Annotated in this window: 19 protein-coding genes; 8 read left to right on the top strand and 11 right to left on the bottom strand. The window is 63.1% G+C overall.

Annotated elements, in window-relative coordinates; genetic code table 11:
* The first annotated feature begins 38 nt into the window (after nt 1-38).
* Nucleotides 39-485, top strand: coding sequence for an endonuclease domain-containing protein (locus J2X44_RS06600; RefSeq protein ID WP_310088734.1), 447 nt, complete (start codon nt 39-41; stop codon nt 483-485).
* The gene (locus tag J2X44_RS06595) at nt 482-1,426 is read left to right on the top strand and encodes a D-2-hydroxyacid dehydrogenase (protein WP_310088733.1); all 945 of its coding nucleotides are present in this window, start codon (nt 482-484) and stop codon (nt 1,424-1,426) included. The genes J2X44_RS06600 and J2X44_RS06595 overlap by 4 nt, the downstream gene beginning before the upstream one ends.
* A 118-nt stretch (nt 1,427-1,544) precedes the next feature.
* Here J2X44_RS06595 and J2X44_RS06590 read toward each other — a convergent pair whose 3' ends face one another.
* From J2X44_RS06590 to pyk, 11 genes are all read right to left on the bottom strand, one after another.
* On the bottom strand, nt 1,545-2,393 hold the full coding sequence (locus J2X44_RS06590; RefSeq protein WP_310088732.1) for a phosphodiesterase: 849 nt from the start codon (nt 2,391-2,393) through the stop codon (nt 1,545-1,547).
* A gap of 42 nt (nt 2,394-2,435) precedes the next feature.
* Complete coding sequence (locus J2X44_RS06585; protein WP_310088731.1) at nt 2,436-4,370, bottom strand: cytochrome c3 family protein; 1,935 nt, start codon at nt 4,368-4,370, stop codon at nt 2,436-2,438.
* 10 nt (nt 4,371-4,380) lie between these two features.
* Nucleotides 4,381-5,262, bottom strand: coding sequence for a hypothetical protein (locus tag J2X44_RS06580; RefSeq protein ID WP_310088730.1), 882 nt, complete (start codon nt 5,260-5,262; stop codon nt 4,381-4,383).
* On the bottom strand, nt 5,262-7,697 hold the full coding sequence (locus J2X44_RS06575; RefSeq protein ID WP_310088729.1) for a cyclic nucleotide-binding domain-containing protein: 2,436 nt from the start codon (nt 7,695-7,697) through the stop codon (nt 5,262-5,264). The genes J2X44_RS06580 and J2X44_RS06575 overlap by 1 nt, the downstream gene beginning before the upstream one ends.
* Before the next feature lie 172 nt (nt 7,698-7,869).
* Nucleotides 7,870-8,064, bottom strand: coding sequence for a hypothetical protein (locus tag J2X44_RS06570; RefSeq protein ID WP_310088728.1), 195 nt, complete (start codon nt 8,062-8,064; stop codon nt 7,870-7,872).
* Between the two features lie 2 nt (nt 8,065-8,066).
* Entirely contained in the window at nt 8,067-9,077 is a 1,011-nt protein-coding gene (locus tag J2X44_RS06565) for a hypothetical protein (protein WP_310088727.1), read from the bottom strand.
* A 52-nt stretch (nt 9,078-9,129) separates the two neighbouring features.
* On the bottom strand, nt 9,130-10,407 hold the full coding sequence (locus J2X44_RS06560; RefSeq protein ID WP_310088726.1) for a hypothetical protein: 1,278 nt from the start codon (nt 10,405-10,407) through the stop codon (nt 9,130-9,132).
* Entirely contained in the window at nt 10,346-11,110 is a 765-nt protein-coding gene (locus J2X44_RS06555; RefSeq protein ID WP_310088725.1) for a hypothetical protein, read from the bottom strand. Before J2X44_RS06555 ends, J2X44_RS06560 begins: the two co-directional genes overlap by 62 nt.
* A gap of 28 nt (nt 11,111-11,138) precedes the next feature.
* Nucleotides 11,139-12,092 (bottom strand): hypothetical protein, encoded by a 954-nt coding sequence (locus J2X44_RS06550; RefSeq protein ID WP_310249223.1) that lies wholly within the window; start codon nt 12,090-12,092, stop codon nt 11,139-11,141.
* A gap of 342 nt (nt 12,093-12,434) precedes the next feature.
* Nucleotides 12,435-13,208 carry an arginyltransferase gene (locus J2X44_RS06545; RefSeq protein WP_310088723.1) on the bottom strand — a complete coding sequence of 258 codons (774 nt, stop codon included), beginning with the start codon at nt 13,206-13,208 and terminating at the stop codon, nt 12,435-12,437.
* A gap of 324 nt (nt 13,209-13,532) precedes the next feature.
* The gene (pyk, locus tag J2X44_RS06540) at nt 13,533-14,987 is read right to left on the bottom strand and encodes a pyruvate kinase (RefSeq protein ID WP_310088722.1); all 1,455 of its coding nucleotides are present in this window, start codon (nt 14,985-14,987) and stop codon (nt 13,533-13,535) included.
* Between the two features lie 96 nt (nt 14,988-15,083).
* On the opposite strand from pyk, the gene J2X44_RS06535 reads away from it, so the two are divergent.
* The 6 genes from J2X44_RS06535 to ruvC all read left to right on the top strand — a co-directional run bounded on the left by J2X44_RS06535 (nt 15,084) and on the right by ruvC (nt 18,888).
* Complete coding sequence (locus tag J2X44_RS06535; RefSeq protein WP_310088721.1) at nt 15,084-15,410, top strand: DUF1244 domain-containing protein; 327 nt, start codon at nt 15,084-15,086, stop codon at nt 15,408-15,410.
* A 70-nt stretch (nt 15,411-15,480) separates the two neighbouring features.
* Nucleotides 15,481-16,803 carry an amidohydrolase family protein gene (locus tag J2X44_RS06530; protein WP_310088720.1) on the top strand — a complete coding sequence of 441 codons (1,323 nt, stop codon included), beginning with the start codon at nt 15,481-15,483 and terminating at the stop codon, nt 16,801-16,803.
* Nucleotides 16,804-16,903: 100 nt separating this feature from the next.
* The gene (locus tag J2X44_RS06525; protein WP_088441254.1) at nt 16,904-17,146 is read left to right on the top strand and encodes a DUF2312 domain-containing protein; all 243 of its coding nucleotides are present in this window, start codon (nt 16,904-16,906) and stop codon (nt 17,144-17,146) included.
* A gap of 32 nt (nt 17,147-17,178) precedes the next feature.
* Nucleotides 17,179-17,496, top strand: coding sequence for a heavy metal-binding domain-containing protein (locus tag J2X44_RS06520; RefSeq protein ID WP_310088719.1), 318 nt, complete (start codon nt 17,179-17,181; stop codon nt 17,494-17,496).
* 69 nt (nt 17,497-17,565) lie between these two features.
* The gene (locus J2X44_RS06515) at nt 17,566-18,312 is read left to right on the top strand and encodes a YebC/PmpR family DNA-binding transcriptional regulator (protein WP_310088718.1); all 747 of its coding nucleotides are present in this window, start codon (nt 17,566-17,568) and stop codon (nt 18,310-18,312) included.
* Nucleotides 18,313-18,408: 96 nt separating this feature from the next.
* The gene (gene ruvC / locus J2X44_RS06510; protein WP_310088717.1) at nt 18,409-18,888 is read left to right on the top strand and encodes a crossover junction endodeoxyribonuclease RuvC; all 480 of its coding nucleotides are present in this window, start codon (nt 18,409-18,411) and stop codon (nt 18,886-18,888) included.
* Nucleotides 18,889-19,055 lie beyond the last annotated feature (167 nt).

Raw genomic sequence — 19,055 nt, 5'->3', positions numbered from 1 at the left:
AGGTGGCAGCCCGCAGGGCTGACGGAGGGGCAACGACGATGCGTGCTGAAAAACCGGCCAAATCCGTCCACCGCGCCAGGAAGTTCCGCCGCGAACTGAGCCTACCGGAAGCCATCCTCTGGCGAATTCTGCGCCTCTCACCCAATGGGCATAAGTTCCGCAAACAGCACCCCGCCGGACCGTACATCCTCGATTTCTTCTGCGCCCGGGCCAATCTCGCGATCGAGATCGACGGTGTGTCGCACGACATGGGCGACCGCCCCGCTCGCGACGAGCGTCGCGATCACTTCCTGCGCGAAAATCGCATCGACACGCTTCGCATACCGGCCAGAGATGTGCTGGACAGCGCCGAAACCGTCGCCCAATCTATTATCGACATTGTCGAAGATCGCCTGCGCAGCTTCGGCAAAGCCCCTCCGTCATCGCTCCGCGATGCCACCTCCCCATCGCAAGTCGATGGGGAGGATCAAAAGGATCGTTCATGACCAAAACCGTCACCGTCCTGTCGGGACTCATCCGCCCGCTCGTCGAAAACTGCCTGCCCGACTGGGTCGAACCGCGCTTTTTCCAGTCGAAGGACGAGGCGCTCACTCTCGCCCCCGACGCCGAGATCGGCTGGTTCGATATGTACGACAAAAAGGACATGGCGGCGGTCATCACCGCCGCGACCAACCTCAAATGGCTCAACTCGATCTACGCCGGGGTCGATGGCATGCCGCTCGACCTGCTCGCCCAGCGCGGCACCATCGTCACCAACGGCGCCGGGATCAACGCGATCACCATCGCCGAATATGTCGTGATGGGGATGCTGACCGTTGCCAAAGGCTATCGCGATGTCGTCCGCGCGCAGGAGCGCCGCGAATGGCTGATGGACTCGCCCGGCAAGGTCGAACTGTTTGGCTCGAAAGCTCTCCTGCTGGGCTATGGCGCGATCGGCAAGCTGATCGAGGAGCGGTTGAAGGCCTTTGCGGTCGACGTGACCGTCGTGCGCCGCTCGCCCGGCCCGAACACGCTGACCCCTGATCAATGGCGCGCACAGCTGAGCGACTTCGACTGGGTAATCCTCGCGGTCCCTGCAACCCCCGAAACCGACGGCATGATCGGCGCCAGCGAACTCGCGGCGATGAAACCGACCGCGACGCTGATCAACATCGCGCGCGGCAGCGTCGTCGATCAGGCCGCGCTGGTCGCGGCGCTGAACGAACAGCAAATCGCCGCCGCCTTCCTCGACGTCACGACCCCCGAACCGCTCCCCGCCGACGACCCGCTGTGGAGCCTCGACAACGCGCATATCACCATGCACCTGTCCGGCCGCGCGCAGGACAAGATGTTCGTGCGGTCGGCGCAGCGGTTTCTGGAGAATCTGGAGCGGTGGCAGAAGGGCGAGGCGGTCGAGCCGCGGGTCGATCTGACGTTGGGGTATTAAGCCCAGCCACAAACCACGTCGTCATTGCGAGCGAAGCGAAGCAATCCAGAGCGGGTTACGCCACTCTGGATTGCTTCGCTTCGCTCGCAATGACGATCCAAACCGATGACCGGTTAGACTATACCGGCCGCTCGGCCTTCAACTCGCGGACCAGCGGCTGCAAATTCGCATCATATTTCGCCAGCATCGTATGCGCGCCGGCAAAGTCGTAAAAGCTCACCAGCTCGCGCCCGTTCCAGCGATGCAGCGCATAGGCGGGGTCTTCGGCAACAATCATCGGGCGGTCATCGGGACGCTCGGCGTCGATCGGGCGCAGGTCGAGCGAGACCTGCGGCGCGGTCGATGAACAGATGGCGACGGTGCGCCCTTCCCACGCCACGGTGACGCTGCGGTGAAGGTGGCCGCAGATCAAACCACGCACTTGGCGGTGGCGGCGCAAAACATCGGTAAACATGGTGACCCAGGGTTCTTCGGGATGGGTGTTCATCCATTCGATGCCGCATTCGATCGGCGGGTGATGCATCACGATATAGGTCGGCTTGTCGGGCGCCTTTGCCAATTCGGCGTCGAGCCATGCGGCACGCTCCGCGCAAAAGGCGCCGCCGTGGCGCCCTTCCTCCAGCGTGTCGACCGTCACCAGCCGCATGTCGGGCAGGTCGATCGCATATTGGACAAAGCCGTTGCCATCGTCGAGGCCCGGAAACTGCGCGTGGAAATTGTCGCGCAGATCATGATTGCCGACGCTGGGCCACACCGGAAAGGGGCAGCGCGAGAAGGCGTTGGCGAGACGGCGATAGCTGTCCTCGTCGCCGCGATCGGTGATGTCGCCGGTGGCGAGCAACAGATCGGGACGGTTCGGCCCGTCGATCAGCACGTCGAGCACCTCGTCGAGGCGTTTGCGGTTATATTCGGCCGGATTGTCCGGATCGAACCCCAAATGGATATCGGTGATCTGCGCGATCAGCACATCCGTCCCCTGCTGCGCCGGTTAGCGACCCCGGTCCTGACCCTATCCGCCCCGTCTTGCCCCGTGCAAGGCCGGTGTGCGCCACGTCACATTGTAAAGACCCCGTGTCCCGATGCCTGTGATCCCACTCACACCATAAGTACCACGCAGGGGTTTATTTGTGATTGCCGCGCTATTTACCTTCCGCTGACGGTTCGGAACCCACGGCTGGCCGCCGTCGGAGTGATATTCGTGGCACATCGCGCACGGCGATTCGGTCGCGGTTTCGACCTTGACCAGCCGCGCCCCGCCCTCGCCGACATGGCAGTCGCGGCATTGGCGCAGGCCCGGAACAAGCAGATCGGTCGACGTTTTCGACGCGGGTGCCGCGGTGTGGCAGTCGGCGCAGTCGATTTCGCGGTGCGCGTCGTGATCGAACCAGCCTTTTTGCAGATAGCGCGCGGTCTGGTTCACCGCCGCGACGCGCCAGCTGTTTCCGGCTTGCGGAGCAAAGATGGTGTGGCAATCATAACAGGCGCCGCCCTTTGAAAACACCGCGCGCACCGCATCCTGTGCCCGGCTCGGCCGCACCGCTACCTCGTTAAAATAGATGTTGTACACCTGCCCCTCGGCATAGGCGCCGGGGCGCCGCCGCTGCATCCCGCCGAGTTGCAGCGGGCGGGCTGGCGGGGTCGAGCGGTAATAGGCGGTGAGGTCGGCGACGACCTGATCGGGTTCGCCGTGGCGCAGCGTCCGCGTCGTCCCGCCCACGGTTTCGAACGCCAAGCTGTGGCACATCGCGCAGTCGCGCTCCATCTCGACCGGCTTGACGCGCACCCCGTCGGCCTCAACCCGGTGGCAATTTTCGCATTCCAGCTTTTGTCCGAAATCATAACGTCCGCGGAAACTCGCCGCCATGCGCGCAACCCCGCCGGTTGCCTGCAAATGCATGTCGTGCGGGAATTTCAGTCCGTTATAATCGACCGTCCCCTTGCCGGGCGCCGCGCGTGCTAACTTGGCGCCGGGCGCCGCACGGACGAGCGGGCGGAATTCGGGGTGGCCGGTACCGAAATCGGCGGCGTCAGCCAGCGTCGTCGGATGCCCCGCACTCTTCAGCCTGCCCTGCATCCCGTCGTGGCAATCCGCACAGAATTTCTGCGGCGTCGCGGGCATTGGCCCGGCCCCCTCATGCTCGGTATGACAATCGACGCAGCGACCCTGCGGGCGGTTGAAAACCTCACCGACATTCGCGAGCAATTTGTCAAAGCCGCCGTCTGGCGCGCGCGCCGCCAGCAGCATCGCAGTCGGCGCTCCCGCATGCGCGGTGCTCATCGCCTTATGCTCGCCGGTGTGGCAGCTGACGCACGCTGTATCCGTGACCGCAACGAAAGGCTCGACATGGCACGACTGGCAATCCGCCTTCAAACTGGCGTGCGCGCTCGACAGCGGCCCTGACGACCAGCTGCTGTCGGCGTGGAAACCCTCGGGACGCTCGTCGATGCCCTTGTAGCTGTACCATGCCCAGATCGGCCCGATCAGGAACGCCGCCAGCATCAGAAGCCCGAACGCCCACGCGCCCATGCGCTTGCCCAGCATCACGCCTTGCAGCGAAAAGGCCTTGGCCTCATCGACGTCTTTCGACGACTGCGACAGCTCGTCGATCCTTTCGACGAGCAGGATGATATTGTCCCCCTCGCGCGCGATGGTCAGCCGGTGGCCGCCGAACCGCAGCTCGCCGCCTGCGCCGCTGTCGATGTCTGCGACGGCCTCGGTGCGGCCATTGAGGTCGAACCCCAGCCCCTCGCTGGCGGCGACGCGGACATGGCGTCCGTCGGCGCTGCTGATCGTCGCATGTTGGGGGTTCACCGCCAGATCGGCGATGTGAATGATGTTGCTACCCTCACGGCCCAGCGTGATCGTGTCGCCGGGCAGCGGCTGATCGCGGACAATTTGCTTGCCCGTCTTGGTCGTCGAAATACGGCGCAGGATGAAGCTCATCGTCCCCGCCTCACCAGTAGAAAAAGACGCTGATGATGTGCGCCGACAGCGCCGCGATCAGCGCGAAGGTCAGCGGCACATGCACATAAAGCCAGATTTCGAGCAAGGCACGCAGCCGCAGATGCGCGCGAAGCCGCGCCAGGGCCGCGACCTTTTGCTTGAGCAGCCCGACGACCTTGTTGCGCGCGGCCACGTCGCTGCCGTGCGACGCCGCCAGCGTGGCGAGTGCCGCGGCAGTTGCGCAGTTCGGATAACGTCCCGACAGCCGCGCAACGACGCCGCCCGCAAATGGGTCTTCATCGAGCGCCGCGAGCACCGGCGCGGTGTCCGCGGGGGTCAGCGGCTGCGCGGCGCTGTGCAACTGACGGTCGAACGCGCGGATTGCCTCCAGCATCTGCATCTGCGTCATCTCGTCGCGGTTGTTCGACAGCGCCGCGGGCAGGGTCGCATAGACGATGACGCCGTAAAGCCCCGACAGGATCACCAGCATCATCAGCGCCCACGCTAGCGTGTGGACGTTCCAGCCGAGCTGGAACCCGGTGTGCCAGGTGCCGATGACGATCAGACTGAGCCCCAGATAGACATGCGCCGACGTCCACGCCTTCAGCGACCAGGCGGTGCGCGTCATCTTGCGCTTGCGATAACCGAGTGCGGTCAGCCACAGGATCAGCCCGGCGCCGATCGTGCCCAGCGTGTAGCCGTACCAGCTGCCGCCATTGTGCCGCGGCGTGACATCGACCATCGCGTAGCTGACGATGATCAGCAGGCAGAGGCCGCCCGAAATCTTCGCCCAGCGGAACCCGGCATAGCGCAGAAATCCCTCATGCTTGCGTTCGCGAATGCGCTCGGTCTGGGTCGCCTTGTTGCGGCGGCGCTGGAACAGGCTCGCCATCAGTCCGTCGCCTCGTCCAGCCGCGCGATCGACAGGAACTCTTCGGGCGAGACGCGGATCGCGGCGCCGGTCGGGCAGGCGCGCACGCACGCGGGGCCGCCCGAAATGCCTTTGCACATGTCGCATTTGACCGCGATCTTCTTGGGTTTTTCGTCGCCCAATTGCTTCTTGGTCCATTTGGGCGAAGGTTCGCCTGGGCCGGGGCCGAAGCCGGTGAGCAACCAGCGCAGCAGGCTGGGTTTTTGCGGCGGCGCCGCCTCCATGCGGATCACCCCATAGGGGCAATTGCGCATGCAGTTGCCGCAGCCGATGCAGCCCGGCTCCATGAACACCTCACCGTCGGGGCCGCGGTGGATCACGTTCGGCGGGCAGTCGGCCATGCAATGCGGATGCTCGCAGTGGCGGCAACTGGTGGGGACATGCAGATGGGCGAAGGTCTTGCCCGCCTCGCGGTCGAGCCGCGACAGCCCTTCATGGCTGTCGGCACACGCTTTCTCGCAATTGTCGCAGCCGACGCACAGATTCTCGTCGATCAACAGCGCATCGGTCGCCTCGCCCAACCCCTCCTTCATGATGAAGGTCGCGGTGTCCGAATAGAGATCGACCGCGCTCGAATAACTCGCTTTGCGCGATTCGATGAAGTCGTTCATCGCCGCACGTTCGGCGACCGCGGCCTCGGTCGCTTCGCGCACCTGCGGCCGCTTGGCGAGCATCGCCTTGAACGCCTCGCCCTTCAAACGGATGACTTCGCTGGCGACCGCGGCCTTAACCGTAGCGTTGCGCGGCGCGCCGCTGAGCACCGCCATTTCGCCGAAAAAACTGCCCGCGGGCAGGTAGCGCAGGAAGATCGGTTTGCCGCCGATGTCCTTCTCGACGACCATCGATCCCGACCGGATGACATAGACATCGTCGCCCGCGTCGCCCTCCGCCAACACGATTTTGCCCGCCGGGAACCGCTCGATCGCCGGATCCTCGACGATCGGTTGGAGATCCTCGACCGTCAGCCCGCCCTTGAAAATCTGGAGCAACTGGCGTTCGAGCGAAATGCGGTTGATCACGCGCTTGGCGCCCGGCACTGCTGCCATCAGCTTCAAAGCCGCGGTGCGCGACACCTCGACAAAGATCGCATCCTCGCCCGCGCGGATCGTCGCGCCGCGCTTGCGGCCCGAAATCAGGCCGACCTCGCCAAAGATCGATCCCTGTTCGATCGGTACGGTAAAGTCGGGACCGACCTCGACCACCGCATGGCCATCGGCGATCGCGAACAGCGACGACCCCGGCTCGCCTTTTTCAAACACGACGTCGCCTTTGGAATAGAAAGCGACCTTCGAATCGAGCATGAATTCGCGCATCTGGAGCGGGGACACGTCGGCAAAGATGCGGATGCGGGTGCGGAGATATTCCAGCCACTCGCTGACCGATTTCTGCTGCGGCAAATCGGCAAAGATGGCCGCCAGATCCTTTTCGTCGGCTGGGGTCAGCGCGGCGTTGCCGTTGATGAATTCTACGACATCATAACCCTGGTTCATGCAATGCTTGATCAGCGGATAGCCAGCGAGCGCGCCGATCACATAAAGGCCCGGCACCGTCGTCTCGAACGTCGGCGACAGTTTCGGAAAGGCTTCGCGGTCGGGGCCGGTAAACTCGATCCCCATCGATTCGACAAAGCCGCGCGGCGCGACCGATCCCAGCCGCGCGACGATGACGTCGCATTCGATCTTTTCCTCACCCGTCGGGGTTTCGAGCGTCAGCCAGCCGGGTTCGACCAGCTTCGGCTGGGTCTCGGTGCGGATCGACATGAAGCCATTCTCGCCTGCTTCGGTCATGTCGGCGACATTCTTCGCCTTGGCGCGCGCGAAATCTTTCGAACGGTTGAGGATGGTGACGGTGTTTTCGAGCGCCTCTTCGGCCACGCCGAGTGCGTTCTCGATCCCTGCGTCACCCGATCCGACGACGGTGATATGCTTGTCCTTGAAATCTTCGGGATCGTCGACCTGATAGATGATGTGCGGCAGGTCGGCGCCCTCGCAGCGCATCCGGTTCGGATTGCCCTGCGTGCCGATCGCCAGCACGATATTTTCGGCGTTATAGACATCGCCTTTGGTGGTCTTGATCGCGAAGGCACCCTTTGCGCCGGTCACTTCGGCAACCTCGGCGTGATACGCCACATTCACCTTGTTATTCGCGGCATCCTCGTCCCAGTTACCGAGGATATATTCGCGCGCGCCCTCGGCAAAGCGGCAGTCCGACCGCAGGTCGAGCCGCTCGGGCGTCGCCAGCACGCGTTTGCCCTTTTGATATTTGAAGATCGTGTCCGACAGATGGTCGGTCTTTTCCAGCAGGATGTGGCTCAGCCCCAGCTGCGCGGCGCGCGATGCGGCACTCAGCCCCGCCGGCCCCGACCCGATGATCGCGACCTTGACCGGCTCGCTCATGAATGCACGGACCGGCGGCGATAGCCACTCACCCAGTCGCTGGCCATGATGCTGACGAACGCGCGCACGGGCATCCCTTCCCCCTCTCGCCAGCCCCCCGGCGAACTCATAACGGATGCGACCCGGACTAATGTCCTGGACGCAAAGCTATGCCCTTGAAAGCGAGGAAAGGTCAACCGGTGGCGACGAGATTGTGGATCGCCGACCAGCGCGGGGCGCGATGGACAGCCGCAGCGATCGTCGCGGCGGGCGCGCCGCCGCCTCGTCGCAAGGCCGGATCGTTGCAAGGCCGGATCGTTGCAAAGATAGTCGCCGCCCCACCGGCGCAACGATCGCGATCGGCGGCGAACCGAAACCGCGACGCCATCGTCAGCGGGGATCGTCGACGACCTGCAAGCGCGGCGTTGCGGCATCATAGGTGGCGATAACCTTGCAGGGCTTGACGAAGCATTGCCGCTCTAAACGGGCCGCAACCGACGCCGGGTCGATCTTGGGCTTTTTCCTTCTATCGCTCCCGAGCGGCTCAATCACCCTTTTCGTCACCGCGCTCGTCCAGCCCGCTTTTCCGTTTGCATCTACAAAACGAACCAGCACGCCGTTCGCGACGTAGGCATCGATTGCGCAGGATACGCCAGAGTCCGCACGGCAGCGATCGAGAACGGCTTTGCGTGCCTCCGCCGAATTCTGGCTTCCGCTCATCAACCAGGCCTTGTTCTGCCAGGCAGCAGGCGGCTCACCTTCCGGCTTGGCAAGCAACGCCCAATGGTGCCGCTTCACCCCATAAAGCGGAAAATTATCGGTAACGAAATTGGTCGGCGGCACGGCGTCTTCTGGTATGGCGCCTTGCCATATGACTTCTTCGAACTCGCAGCCGAATGAACTTTTAAGGCATTGCATAGCAAGCGCTTGGTATCGGATCGATTCTGGTGTGCCTTTGGGAACATCAGCGCCAGATTTAATCCAGCGCAGACCCATCGCATCGATCATCACACCGAACGGGCCATATCCATATACCGTTTCGTTAAGGACACATCCGTCACCCATCGCCGCCTTGCAGGCCGCAAGCGCCCGTTTATTGGCTGAATCCGCCGTCCAATGCGCCCGCGACACCCAATAGGAAGACGTGTCGATATGCGTCACCGCCGCCATGTAGCTGGGCTGAATCGGCCTATAGGGTACGTTGTAGGTTTGCGATGTGGATTTAGATTCATCACCGCCATCGTCGCCGCCTTGGTTATATCCCGGAATTGGGGCGCAGGCGATAAAGTCCCGCGACCCAGTTTGGAACATTCCGGGCGGGCAGGAGGCCCAAGCGGCACTTGGCAGCAAAAAATAGCCAACCACCAGTAAACACGGCACGAGGAAACGCGTCATCGACATCTGAAAAAGCCTCATTCCCAGTCCTCAACATATAAAAAGCGGCTGGGCCGGTTCAATTTCCGGGAGCCTGTAGCAGCTCACCGCATGCTTCGCCGGTGCCGGCTCCGGCCCATCCGGGCTTGTTGCTGTCCACGAGAATGCGAACGTCGGCGACGCGGCGAACGCCATTTTTATCGGGGATAGTGATAAACTGTACGTCGCACGCCATATAGGTGCCCTCGACCCAAGTCGCGCCGCTGTTGCTGCCAACCAGAACCCGATTGTCATATTGCTGGCCGTAGGAAAGGATCCGCAGATCGCCGGAATCGGTGACGAGGGGCCGCCCCATCTTTGCCACCACATCCTCCTCGGGCCTTGCCTGCCACACCATCAGCAGCTGGGCGGTGATCCCGCGCGGCTTCCGGTCGCCGCGCAGCTTTGCCGCCGCTTGATCGAACTCGAACCCGGCGGCCAGGCTCTTGATGCCCTGCTCATATTTACCGCGCAGCTGGGCCGCCAGGGTTTCGACTTCCTTGGTGATGGCCGCCATTTTGGCCATCGCCGCCGCCCGGTCGGCGTCGGTGGCCACCTGGGCGAACCGGCCGCTGGGGTCGGGCCGCTTGCTGCCGCGCCACAGCCGCGTCCAGCTGAGCTCCAGCTGTTCGGCCGCTGTTGTTTCGGCCAGGACCATGACGCTTTCGGTAAAGCCGAATGGGCGGAGCCTCGCGTTGAAGGCATTCATATCGAACCGCTGGTTTTGATAGGAAGCCAACATCGCCTTTTCGATATCGGGGCCATTGCAGGCGAGTTTTCGTGCCTTGAGCATGGCGGGGTCGCTGGTCGTCGTCCATAATCCAGCCGGCAGCGCTTCATTCTGCAAATCGCTGCGCCGCAAAATCGAGCTGCCTTCGCCAATCCGCATCTTTACCGGGGAGGTTTCGGCGATTGCTGTGTCTGGCTTACCCCGCTTGCCAGCTTTGCGGGTCGCCAGCGCCAACAGGCTTGGGCATTCGAAATGCACCCGCAGCATCGTCCATTCAGGCTTTGCCGGGTTTTCATGGATGACGGTAACATCGAGCTGCTTGATCTCGATCGGGCCCAGCAGCTGGTCCGCAGGGGTGCGGTCCATGACCAACGTTTGCGAATAATAGGCCTGACGATTGCCGGGTTCGCCATCGATATGAAAGAACAGCGCCTGCGCAAAAGCGACAGACGGTACGAAGCTGGAAGCGACGGCGATCAGAAGCGCGGCGGCGAGGTGCGGGACACGAGATCGGTTTTGCATAGACTTAGCTCGCCTTGCGTTTGCTGAGGCAGTTTTCGAGCTGCTTGCGCGCGGCCAAGCCGCCATCCCAGTCGATTTTCAACACCGACCTGCCGTTGACCAGCACGTCGAAACCCCATTTTTCCTTCATTTCCGCCAACCCCGCCTCGATTGTCGGCATGGCAAAGGCGATGGAGGCATAAACTTCGCCGGGAAGCTGGTAATTGAAGGCCTGAACCGACTGCGAGGTGCCGTCGCTTTGATCGAGCGTTACCTTCAGCTTCTTCACGTCCGGCGATCCGCTGATGTTGGGTCCGGAAAATGTCAGCAGGGCGCCGTCATAGCCGCTCCCAGGGCCGGATATGCGGACCATGGCGTCACCCTTGGTATACAGGGCCGAGCAATATTCGCCCGGCTTCGGATTGTTGCTGTCCTGAAAAAAATCCCAGCCGCCATTGTGGTAACGATCATAGGCCGCCTTGAACGCAGGGTCTTTCATGCGCTGTTGAAGCTCGCCGCTGAAGGCCGACGATGCTTCGCCGATCCCTGAAATATCGGCCATCGCCTGTGCCATCGGATCGCGGGGCCGCTCGCCAGTTGGGCCACCATCGTCATATGGGCCGTCGTCGCTCCGCTGCGGCGTCGCCGCGATGTCGTTCATCTGTTGGTAGTGCTGCGCCTGAGCGGCGCAGATATTCGGCAGATCGGAACAGGCGTAGGCAGGCGCGGAAAGCTGGAAGGCCGAAATGGTGGCCGCGCCGAGCAGGGCGGGTCGGAAATATTGCATCATCATCACTCCAAAATCATCTTCTGCGCCGTCACTTCACATCTTCGACAACCTGCATCCGCGGCGTCGCGGCGTCGTAGGTGGCGATGACCCTGCATTGCAGGCTTTTCGGGCACAGCCGGTCGATGCGCTCCTGCACGGTGACCGGGTCGGGAGCCTCCACGAAATCAGGATCGTCACGAAACATCTTCTTGTATTTCTTCTTCTTCGGCTTCGTCGCCACGGCGCTGATCCAGCGGTTTTGCCCTCGCACGTTGACGAAATGCACCAGCAGGCCATTCTCCGACCCCGTGTCATTGGTCAGCACCTCGTTATCGCTGACGGCATAGGCCGATATTTCGCACGGCACGCCCGAATCCGCCTGGCAGCGATCGAGGATTTCCTTGCGGGTCGCCGCCGAATTTTCCTTGCCGCTGATCAGCCAGCTTTTGTTGTGCGCCGCTGTGGTCGGCGTCGTCGGACGCGCAACCATGGCCCAGCGATTCCAGTGCAGCTTACCCTTTGGAAAATAGTCCTTGACCTGATCGATACTGGGATCGAGATCGAGATAGATATAATCGCTGCTATACCCCCCCATCCTCGAACAGCCGAAGGACTTTACTTGACAGTCGATCCGGGCTGGATCGGTTATTCTGTAGTCATAGGTGTAGGGTGCGCCATATTCCCGCATTTCTTCCTTGATCCACGTCTGGCCCATTGCATCTTCGGCAAGGAATATCGTGCCTGGGCTGGGAACCGCTGCGGCGATGTAGCATCCGCCGCCGGTTCCCGCATTGCAGGCGGCCAACACCCGCTTTTTGGCGTCGTCGCTGTTCTTGTGCGCTACCGATGCCCATGTCGATCCGGTATCGACATGATAGGCCACCGCCAAGAACCCCGGCTTTGAAGGGCGCACATCATATTGATAGCTGGGTTCGGAATAGGGGCGAAATCTGCTGTCTCGCTCGCTGCTACCTTGCGGCGGCGTGGCCGCGATGTCGTTCATGTCGCGGGCGTGTTGCCCGGCCGATTGGGCATAAGCCGTTCCGGGCAATAGGGCCACCAGACCCAGGACGACAGGCGTTTGAAGAATATTGAACAACTTCACAGCATTATATTCCATTGCAAACACACTGGACAAACTTCTTCACCCATAGGTTTAGGAGCATTGAGACATACCGTCATCGTCCCGCATGACCCGGGTCATGTCGGTGTGCGTGGCAAAATAATGTGAAAAGCCAATGGGGTATGGAGTCTGGTTGCAGCACATACGGGGGATCTAAACCGCCCGCGGAGCAGCCACTGTGACGAAGCTCACAACTAGTACACCGCCGTCGGCGGCGGCAGTTCAGGCGAGTTCGAACATCGCCGCGATGCCGGTGGGCGCGGCCGGTTCGAACCGCGACCAGCCATCGGGACCGAGGCGTTCGATCGGGCGGAAGCGCGCCTTATACGCCATGCGCGCCGACCCCTCGATCCAGTACCCCAGATAGACATAGGCGAGGCCCGCGCGCGCGGCGCGCTGGACATGGTCGGCGATGATGTAGGTGCCAAGCCCCTCGCGGAGCGGGTGCGCGGCGTCGAAGAAGCTGTAGATCATCGACAGCCCGTCGCCCTGCCGGTCGGTCAGGCAACAGCCGACCAAGCGGCCCTTGCTGCCGTCGGTGGTCGGCTCGCGATATTCGATCATGTACGAATCTACCGGGGTCTGTTCGACCATGTCGGCGAAATCCTGCTCGTCCATGTCGGCCATGCCGCCATTGGGATGGCGCGCGCCGAGATACGACCGCAGCAGCGCATATTGTTCCTCGGTCGCCCACGGCTTGCACGCCGTGGCGATCAGGTCGCTGTTGCGGCGGATGGTGCGTTTCTGCGAATTGCTCGGAGTAAATTCGCTCGCGCAGACGCGCACCGAAACGCACGCTGCGCAATCGGCGCAGCTGGGGCGATAGGCCACCGACTGGCTGCGCCGGAACCCGATGCGGCCGAGCGCATCGTTCAGCTCGTTCGCGGTGTTGCCGCTGAGCTCGGTGAACACCTTGCGCTCGGTCTTGCCCGCCAGATAGGGGCAAGGCGCCGGGCTGGTGACGAAAAAGCGCGGAAAACGGAACGGTGCGGACACGCGGCTTGGACCTCCAGAGATGCGATGCGGAATCCCCCCGACGCGGGTCCGACGCTCACCACCCACCAACTATGCCGCGCGGCGTCAATGGTGCAAAGTCTGTTTACCATTTTTAGTCGTACCGTTCTGACTCAGGTCGAAAATTATCTGAATCGCGCGGTAAGGATTGTGCCGATTTGAATCAAAGGTGGGCGAATTGGTGATCGCCACCCATCGGAAGCCCGCCCCCTGTTCGTCATCCCGGCGAAAGCCGGGATCTCGCCGCTTCGTCAGAACGCGAGGGTGAGATCCCGGCCTTCGCCGGGATGACGGTGAAAATCCTGCTCAGCTATACCCGCGCAGTTCGTCGCCGGTCAGCGTCGCAACATGCAGCACGTTGGTTGATCCGGGGGTGCCGAACGGAACCCCCGCCATCATCACCAGCTTTGCGCCCGCCTTGCCGATGCCGTGACGCAGCGCCATGCGCTTGCCCTTGGCGATCATCTCTTCGAAACTGCCGATGTCCTTGGTCGGCACGGCATGCGCGCCCCAGAGCAGGCCGAGCCGCCGCGCCGCCTCCTTCTTGGGGGTCAGCACGAGCAAGGGGGCGTTCGGCCGCTCGCGGGCGACGCGGCGCGCCGTGGACCCCGAAAAGGTGAAACAGATGATCGCATCAGCGCCAATCGTCCGAGTGATGTCGCCCGCCGCCTCGGCCAACGCATCGGCGGTGGTCGCGTCGGGCGTCGTCTCGGTAAAATACAGGCGGCGGAAATAATCGGGATCGCTCTCCACCGAGCGCGCGATGCTGTCCATCATCGTCACCGCCTCGATCGGCCAGGCGCCCGCGGCGGTTTCGGCCGACAGCATGATCGCATCGGCGCCGTCATAGATCGCGGTCGCGACGTCCGACACCTCGGCGCGCGTCGGCGACGGCGACACGATCATCGATTCGAGCATCTGGGTCGCGACGACCACCGGCTTGCCCATCCGCCGCGCCGTTGCGACGATGCGTTTCTGTAGCGGCGGCACCGCTTCGGGCGGTAATTCGACCCCCAGGTCGCCGCGCGCGACCATCGCGGCGTCGGCGAGCTCAAGGATTTCCTCAATCCGCTGCACCCCGGAAGGCTTTTCGAACTTGACCAGCAAAGCCGCCTTGCCGCCGATCAGCGTCCGCGCCTCGGCCACATCCTCGGGCCGCTGGACGAACGACAGCGCGATCCAGTCGACCTGTTGCTCCAGCGCAAAGGTCAGATCCTTGCGGTCCTTTTCGGTCAGCGCCGCCAGCGGGACGACGACGTCGGGGACGTTGACCCCCTTGCGATCCGAAATCTTGCCGCCAACCTCGACCAGCGTGTCGATCTGCGTCGGCGACACCGCCTGCACGCGCAGCACCAACTTGCCATCATCGATCAACAGCCGCGTGCCGACCTCCAGCGCCGCGAACAATTCGGGATGCGGCAAGTGGACGCGCGTCGCATCGCCCGCCGTATTGTCGGCATCGAGCGCGAACGGCGCACCCTTGACCAGTTCGACCGGACCGTCCTTGAACGTGCCGACGCGCAGCTTCGGTCCCTGCAAATCGACCAGGATCGTCGTCGGACGCCCGGTTTCCTTCTCCAGCGCGCGGATCGCGGCGATCACCTTGGCATGGCCGGCATGGTCGCCATGGCTCATATTGACGCGAAAGGCGTCGGCGCCGGCGCGATGCAGCGCCGCAATCATGTCGGGATTAGCGCTCGCAGGGCCAAGCGTCGCCAGGATGCGGACCTTGCGCTGGCGGGGGGTAAAGCTCTGAACCACAAATGCTCCGATGACAGGGGGACATGCAGGGAATGCCGCCTTGATGCCGCCAAGGCAACCACCGTATAGCTATTCATCTCATCCCAAGGAGCAACCATGTCCTGCAGCGACGATCAGACCCGTACCGACGACGCCCTCGACGGCTTGGACGACGCGGTGGCCGCCGCCGCCTTCCGCCGCTTGGTCCGCTTGCTCCAGCATCGCAGTGACGCCGCCAACATCGACCTTATGGGGCTCGCCGGTTTCTGCCGCAATTGCCTGGGCGACTGGATCGCCGAGGCGGGCGGCATCGACAAGGAGACCGGCCGGGCGATCGTCCACGGCATGCCGACCGCCGAATGGAAGGCGATGCATCATACCGCGGCCACCCCCGAACAACTGGCGCGGATGGAAGAAAGCATGGCGAAGAACCCGCATAGCTGATCTTGCTACCGCCCAGCTTTCGCGACATGATCGAGCGATATGCCGGGGCGGCCAACAGGGAGACTATCGGATGCGCATGACATGGGCCGCAGCGACGATCGCGGCAGGACTGATCGCGAGCCCGCCGCTCGCCGCACAGCCATCCACGACCACCTATATCCATGCCGGTCGCCTGCTCGACCAGCCGGGCCGCGAACCGCGCGGCCCATCGACGATCATCGTGCGCGACGGCAAGATCGCCGAAGTGCGCGACGGCTTTGCGACACCCGAGGGCGATGCGCGGGTCGTCGATCTGAAGACCGCCTTTGTCCTGCCCGGGCTGATTGACATGCACGTCCATATCTCCAGCGACGATAATCTGCTGCGCAGCCGCCTCGAAAGCTCCGGGCGCGACGTCGAGGATGTGTTCGTCATCGCGCAGGGGAACGCGCGCCGCACGCTCGAAGCGGGCTTTACGACCGTGCGCGATCTGGGCGGCGACGGCCGGACCACAACGACGCTGCGCGATGCGATCAACAATGGCGTCATCGTTGGCCCCACCGTCATTCCCGCGGGGACGATGATTTCGGTCACCGGCGGCCATGGCGGTGTCAACGGGCTGAACCGCACCTTGACCCACGCGGTTGCGGCCGAGCGCACCAACATCTGCGACGGGCCGGATGGCTGCGCCAGCGCCGTCCGCGCGCAGATCTCGCTGGGCGCCGAGGTAATCAAGTTCGCCGCAACCGGCGGCGTTCGCTCGAATGTCGCAGGCGGGCTGGGCAAGCAGATGTCCGATGCCGAAATGAAGTCGGTCGTCGACACCGCGCACAGCTTTGGCCGCAAGGTCACCGCCCATGCGCATGGCAAGGAAGGCATCGACGCCGCGCTGCGCGCCGGGGTCGATTCGATCGAACATGGCAGCTTCATCGACGATGAGACTGTCAAACTGTTCAAGGCGTCGAATGCAGCGCTGGTGCCGACCGCGGTCGCGCCGATCGCCGCGCTGGCGCAGGCGCGGCGCGGCGACGCCCCGGGGCCGCAGCTGGCTAAGGCCGAGGAAGCCGCGGCCGCCCACGCCAACAGCATCGCGCGCGCGGTAAAGGGCAATGTCCGCATCCTGTTCGGCACCGACTCGGGCGTCGCGCCGCATGGCGACAACGCCAAGGAATTTGCGCTGATGGTCAAGGCCGGGATGACCCCGGCGCAGGCGATCAAGGCTGCGACCATCGACAATGCCGCCGAACTCGACCGGCCGATCGGGGCGATCCTGCCGGGGCACGAGGCCGACATCATTGCTGTCGGCGGCGACCCACTCGCCGACGTCACCGCGCTCGAAACGATCGATTTTGTCATGCGCCGCGGCGTCGTCCACAAACTGGGCGGCAAGCGTCAGGCGTTTCCGCCCGAGTGAGAACTCAGCCCAAGAAAGCATGGCCAAAAATCCTCTGGGGCTTTAGGGACGCGCCAACCGCGATTCTCGCGCCGCATCATCCCAATCACCGGAGCATAAAATGAGCGAAGCCACCGTATCCGACGAACAATTGCGCCTTTTCATCGAGCGCATCGAACGGATGGAAGAAGAGAAAAAGGGCGTCGCCGACGACATTCGCGACACCTATAACGAAGCGAAATCGCAGGGTTATGATCCAAAGATCATGCGCCAGATCGTTCGCCTGCGCAAATTGCCGGTCAACGACCGCAAGGAAATGGAAGCGATCCTCGACGTTTACAAATCGGCGCTCGGCATCGATTGAGCCCCAGCCAATATCAGCACAGGAGAGTGACGATGTTCAGCACCACCACCAACACTGTCGAAGGCCGTCCGGCCCGCGAATATCTGGGCATCGTCACCGGCGAAGTGATCGTCGGCGCGAACCTGTTCCGCGACCTGTTCGCCAGTATCACCGACATCGTCGGCGGCCGCTCGGGCAAATATGAGGATGTCCTGGCCCGCGCCCGGAAGGAAGCGATCGCCGAGATGGAAGCCGAAGCGGCGCGCCTGGGCGGCAACGCGGTGGTCGGGGTCGACCTTGACTATGAAGTGCTCGGCCAGAATGGCTCGATGCTGATGGTCAGCGCGTCGGGGACGGCGGTCGTCATTTGACGCTGTTGTCTCTTGTTGGCGGCCGCTGTAGGGCGGCGCCAGCTTTCAAATTGACCGATGGAGGGTGGCTTGGCCGGCCATAGTAAATTCAAGAACATCATGCACCGCAAGGGTGCGCAGGACAAAAAGCGCAGTTCGCTATTTTCCAAGCTATCGCGGGAAATCACCGTCGCGGCGAAAATGGGCCTGCCCGATCCCGACGCGAATGCGCGCCTGCGCGCCGCGATCAACGCCGCCAAGGCGCAGTCGGTGCCCAAGGACAATATTCAGCGTTCGATCGACAAGGCGGCGGGCGGCGACGGCGATAATTACGAAGAAATCCGTTACGAAGGCTATGGCCCCGGCGGCGTTTCATTGATCGTCGAGGCGCTGACCGACAACCGCAACCGCACCGCGACCAACGTCCGCACGGCCTTTGCCAAGAACGGCGGCAACCTCGGCACGTCGGGCAGCGTATCCCATGGCTTCGACCGGCTCGGGCTGATCAGCTATCCCGCCAAGGCGGGCGACCCCGACACGGTGTTCGAAGCTGCGCTCGACGCAGGCGCCAGCGACGTCGAATCGTCCGAGGACGGTCACGATATCTGGACCGAAGTCGAAGGCCTGCATGAAGTTGCCAAGGCGCTCGAAGCGAAACTCGGCGAAGCCGAAGGCGTGAAGCTGGCATGGCGCCCGACGCTGAAAAGCGAAATCAGCGACGAAGCGACCGCTCAGACGCTGTTCAAGCTGATCGACACGCTCGACGACGATGACGATGTCCAGACCGTGTGGGGCAATTACGAGATCCCCGACGCGGTGATGGAAAAGCTTGGCTAAACGCAAAAACCCGTTCGCATCGAGCGAAGTCGAGATGCCCATCGGTCGTGCTGGCCTTCGGGGTGTCTCGACTACGCTCGACACGAGCGGCAACCCATGATCATCCTCGGCCTCGACCCCTCGCTCAGCTGCACCGGCTGGGGCGTGATCCGCGTCGAGGGCAGCCGGATCAGCCATATCGCGAATGGCCAGATCAAGACCGACGCCAAGGCATCCTTGCCCGACCGTCTCGCGCATCTCGATACCGTGCTGACGGCGGTGATCGCCGATCACGCGCCGGTCAGCGCCGCAGTCGAGGAGGTGTTCGTCAACGACAACCCGCAATCGACGTTGAAGCTCGCCCACGCCCGCGGCGTCGTCCTGCTCGGCTGCGCGCACGCAGGGCTGACGGTCGGCGAATATGCCCCCCGACTGGTGAAGAAAGCGATCGTCGGCACCGGCACCGCGGCAAAGGAACAGGTGCAGGCGATGCTGCGCGTGTTGCTCCCCGGCGCAAAGGTCGCGGGGCCGGACGCCGCGGATGCGCTGGCGGTCGCGATATGCCACGCGAACCACCGCAGCTTGACATCACGATAGTTCAAAGTTCAGGAAAGTTCAGCCCAACGACGTTCCCTTGGCCCCATGAGGCGCCCGACTCGTCCGGCCGTATCCCGAGCCTGAAAAGACCCATGAAGGCTGACACAGCCGGATAATGTAGGAAAGGCCTATTCGAAGGTCACGAAGCAGGTGGCGGCGGGAAATTG

The sequence above is a fragment of the Sphingopyxis sp. BE259 genome, from assembly GCF_031457495.1.
Taxonomy (GTDB): Bacteria; Pseudomonadota; Alphaproteobacteria; order Sphingomonadales; family Sphingomonadaceae; genus Sphingopyxis.
This window is presented reverse-complemented; position numbering and strand designations above follow the sequence as displayed.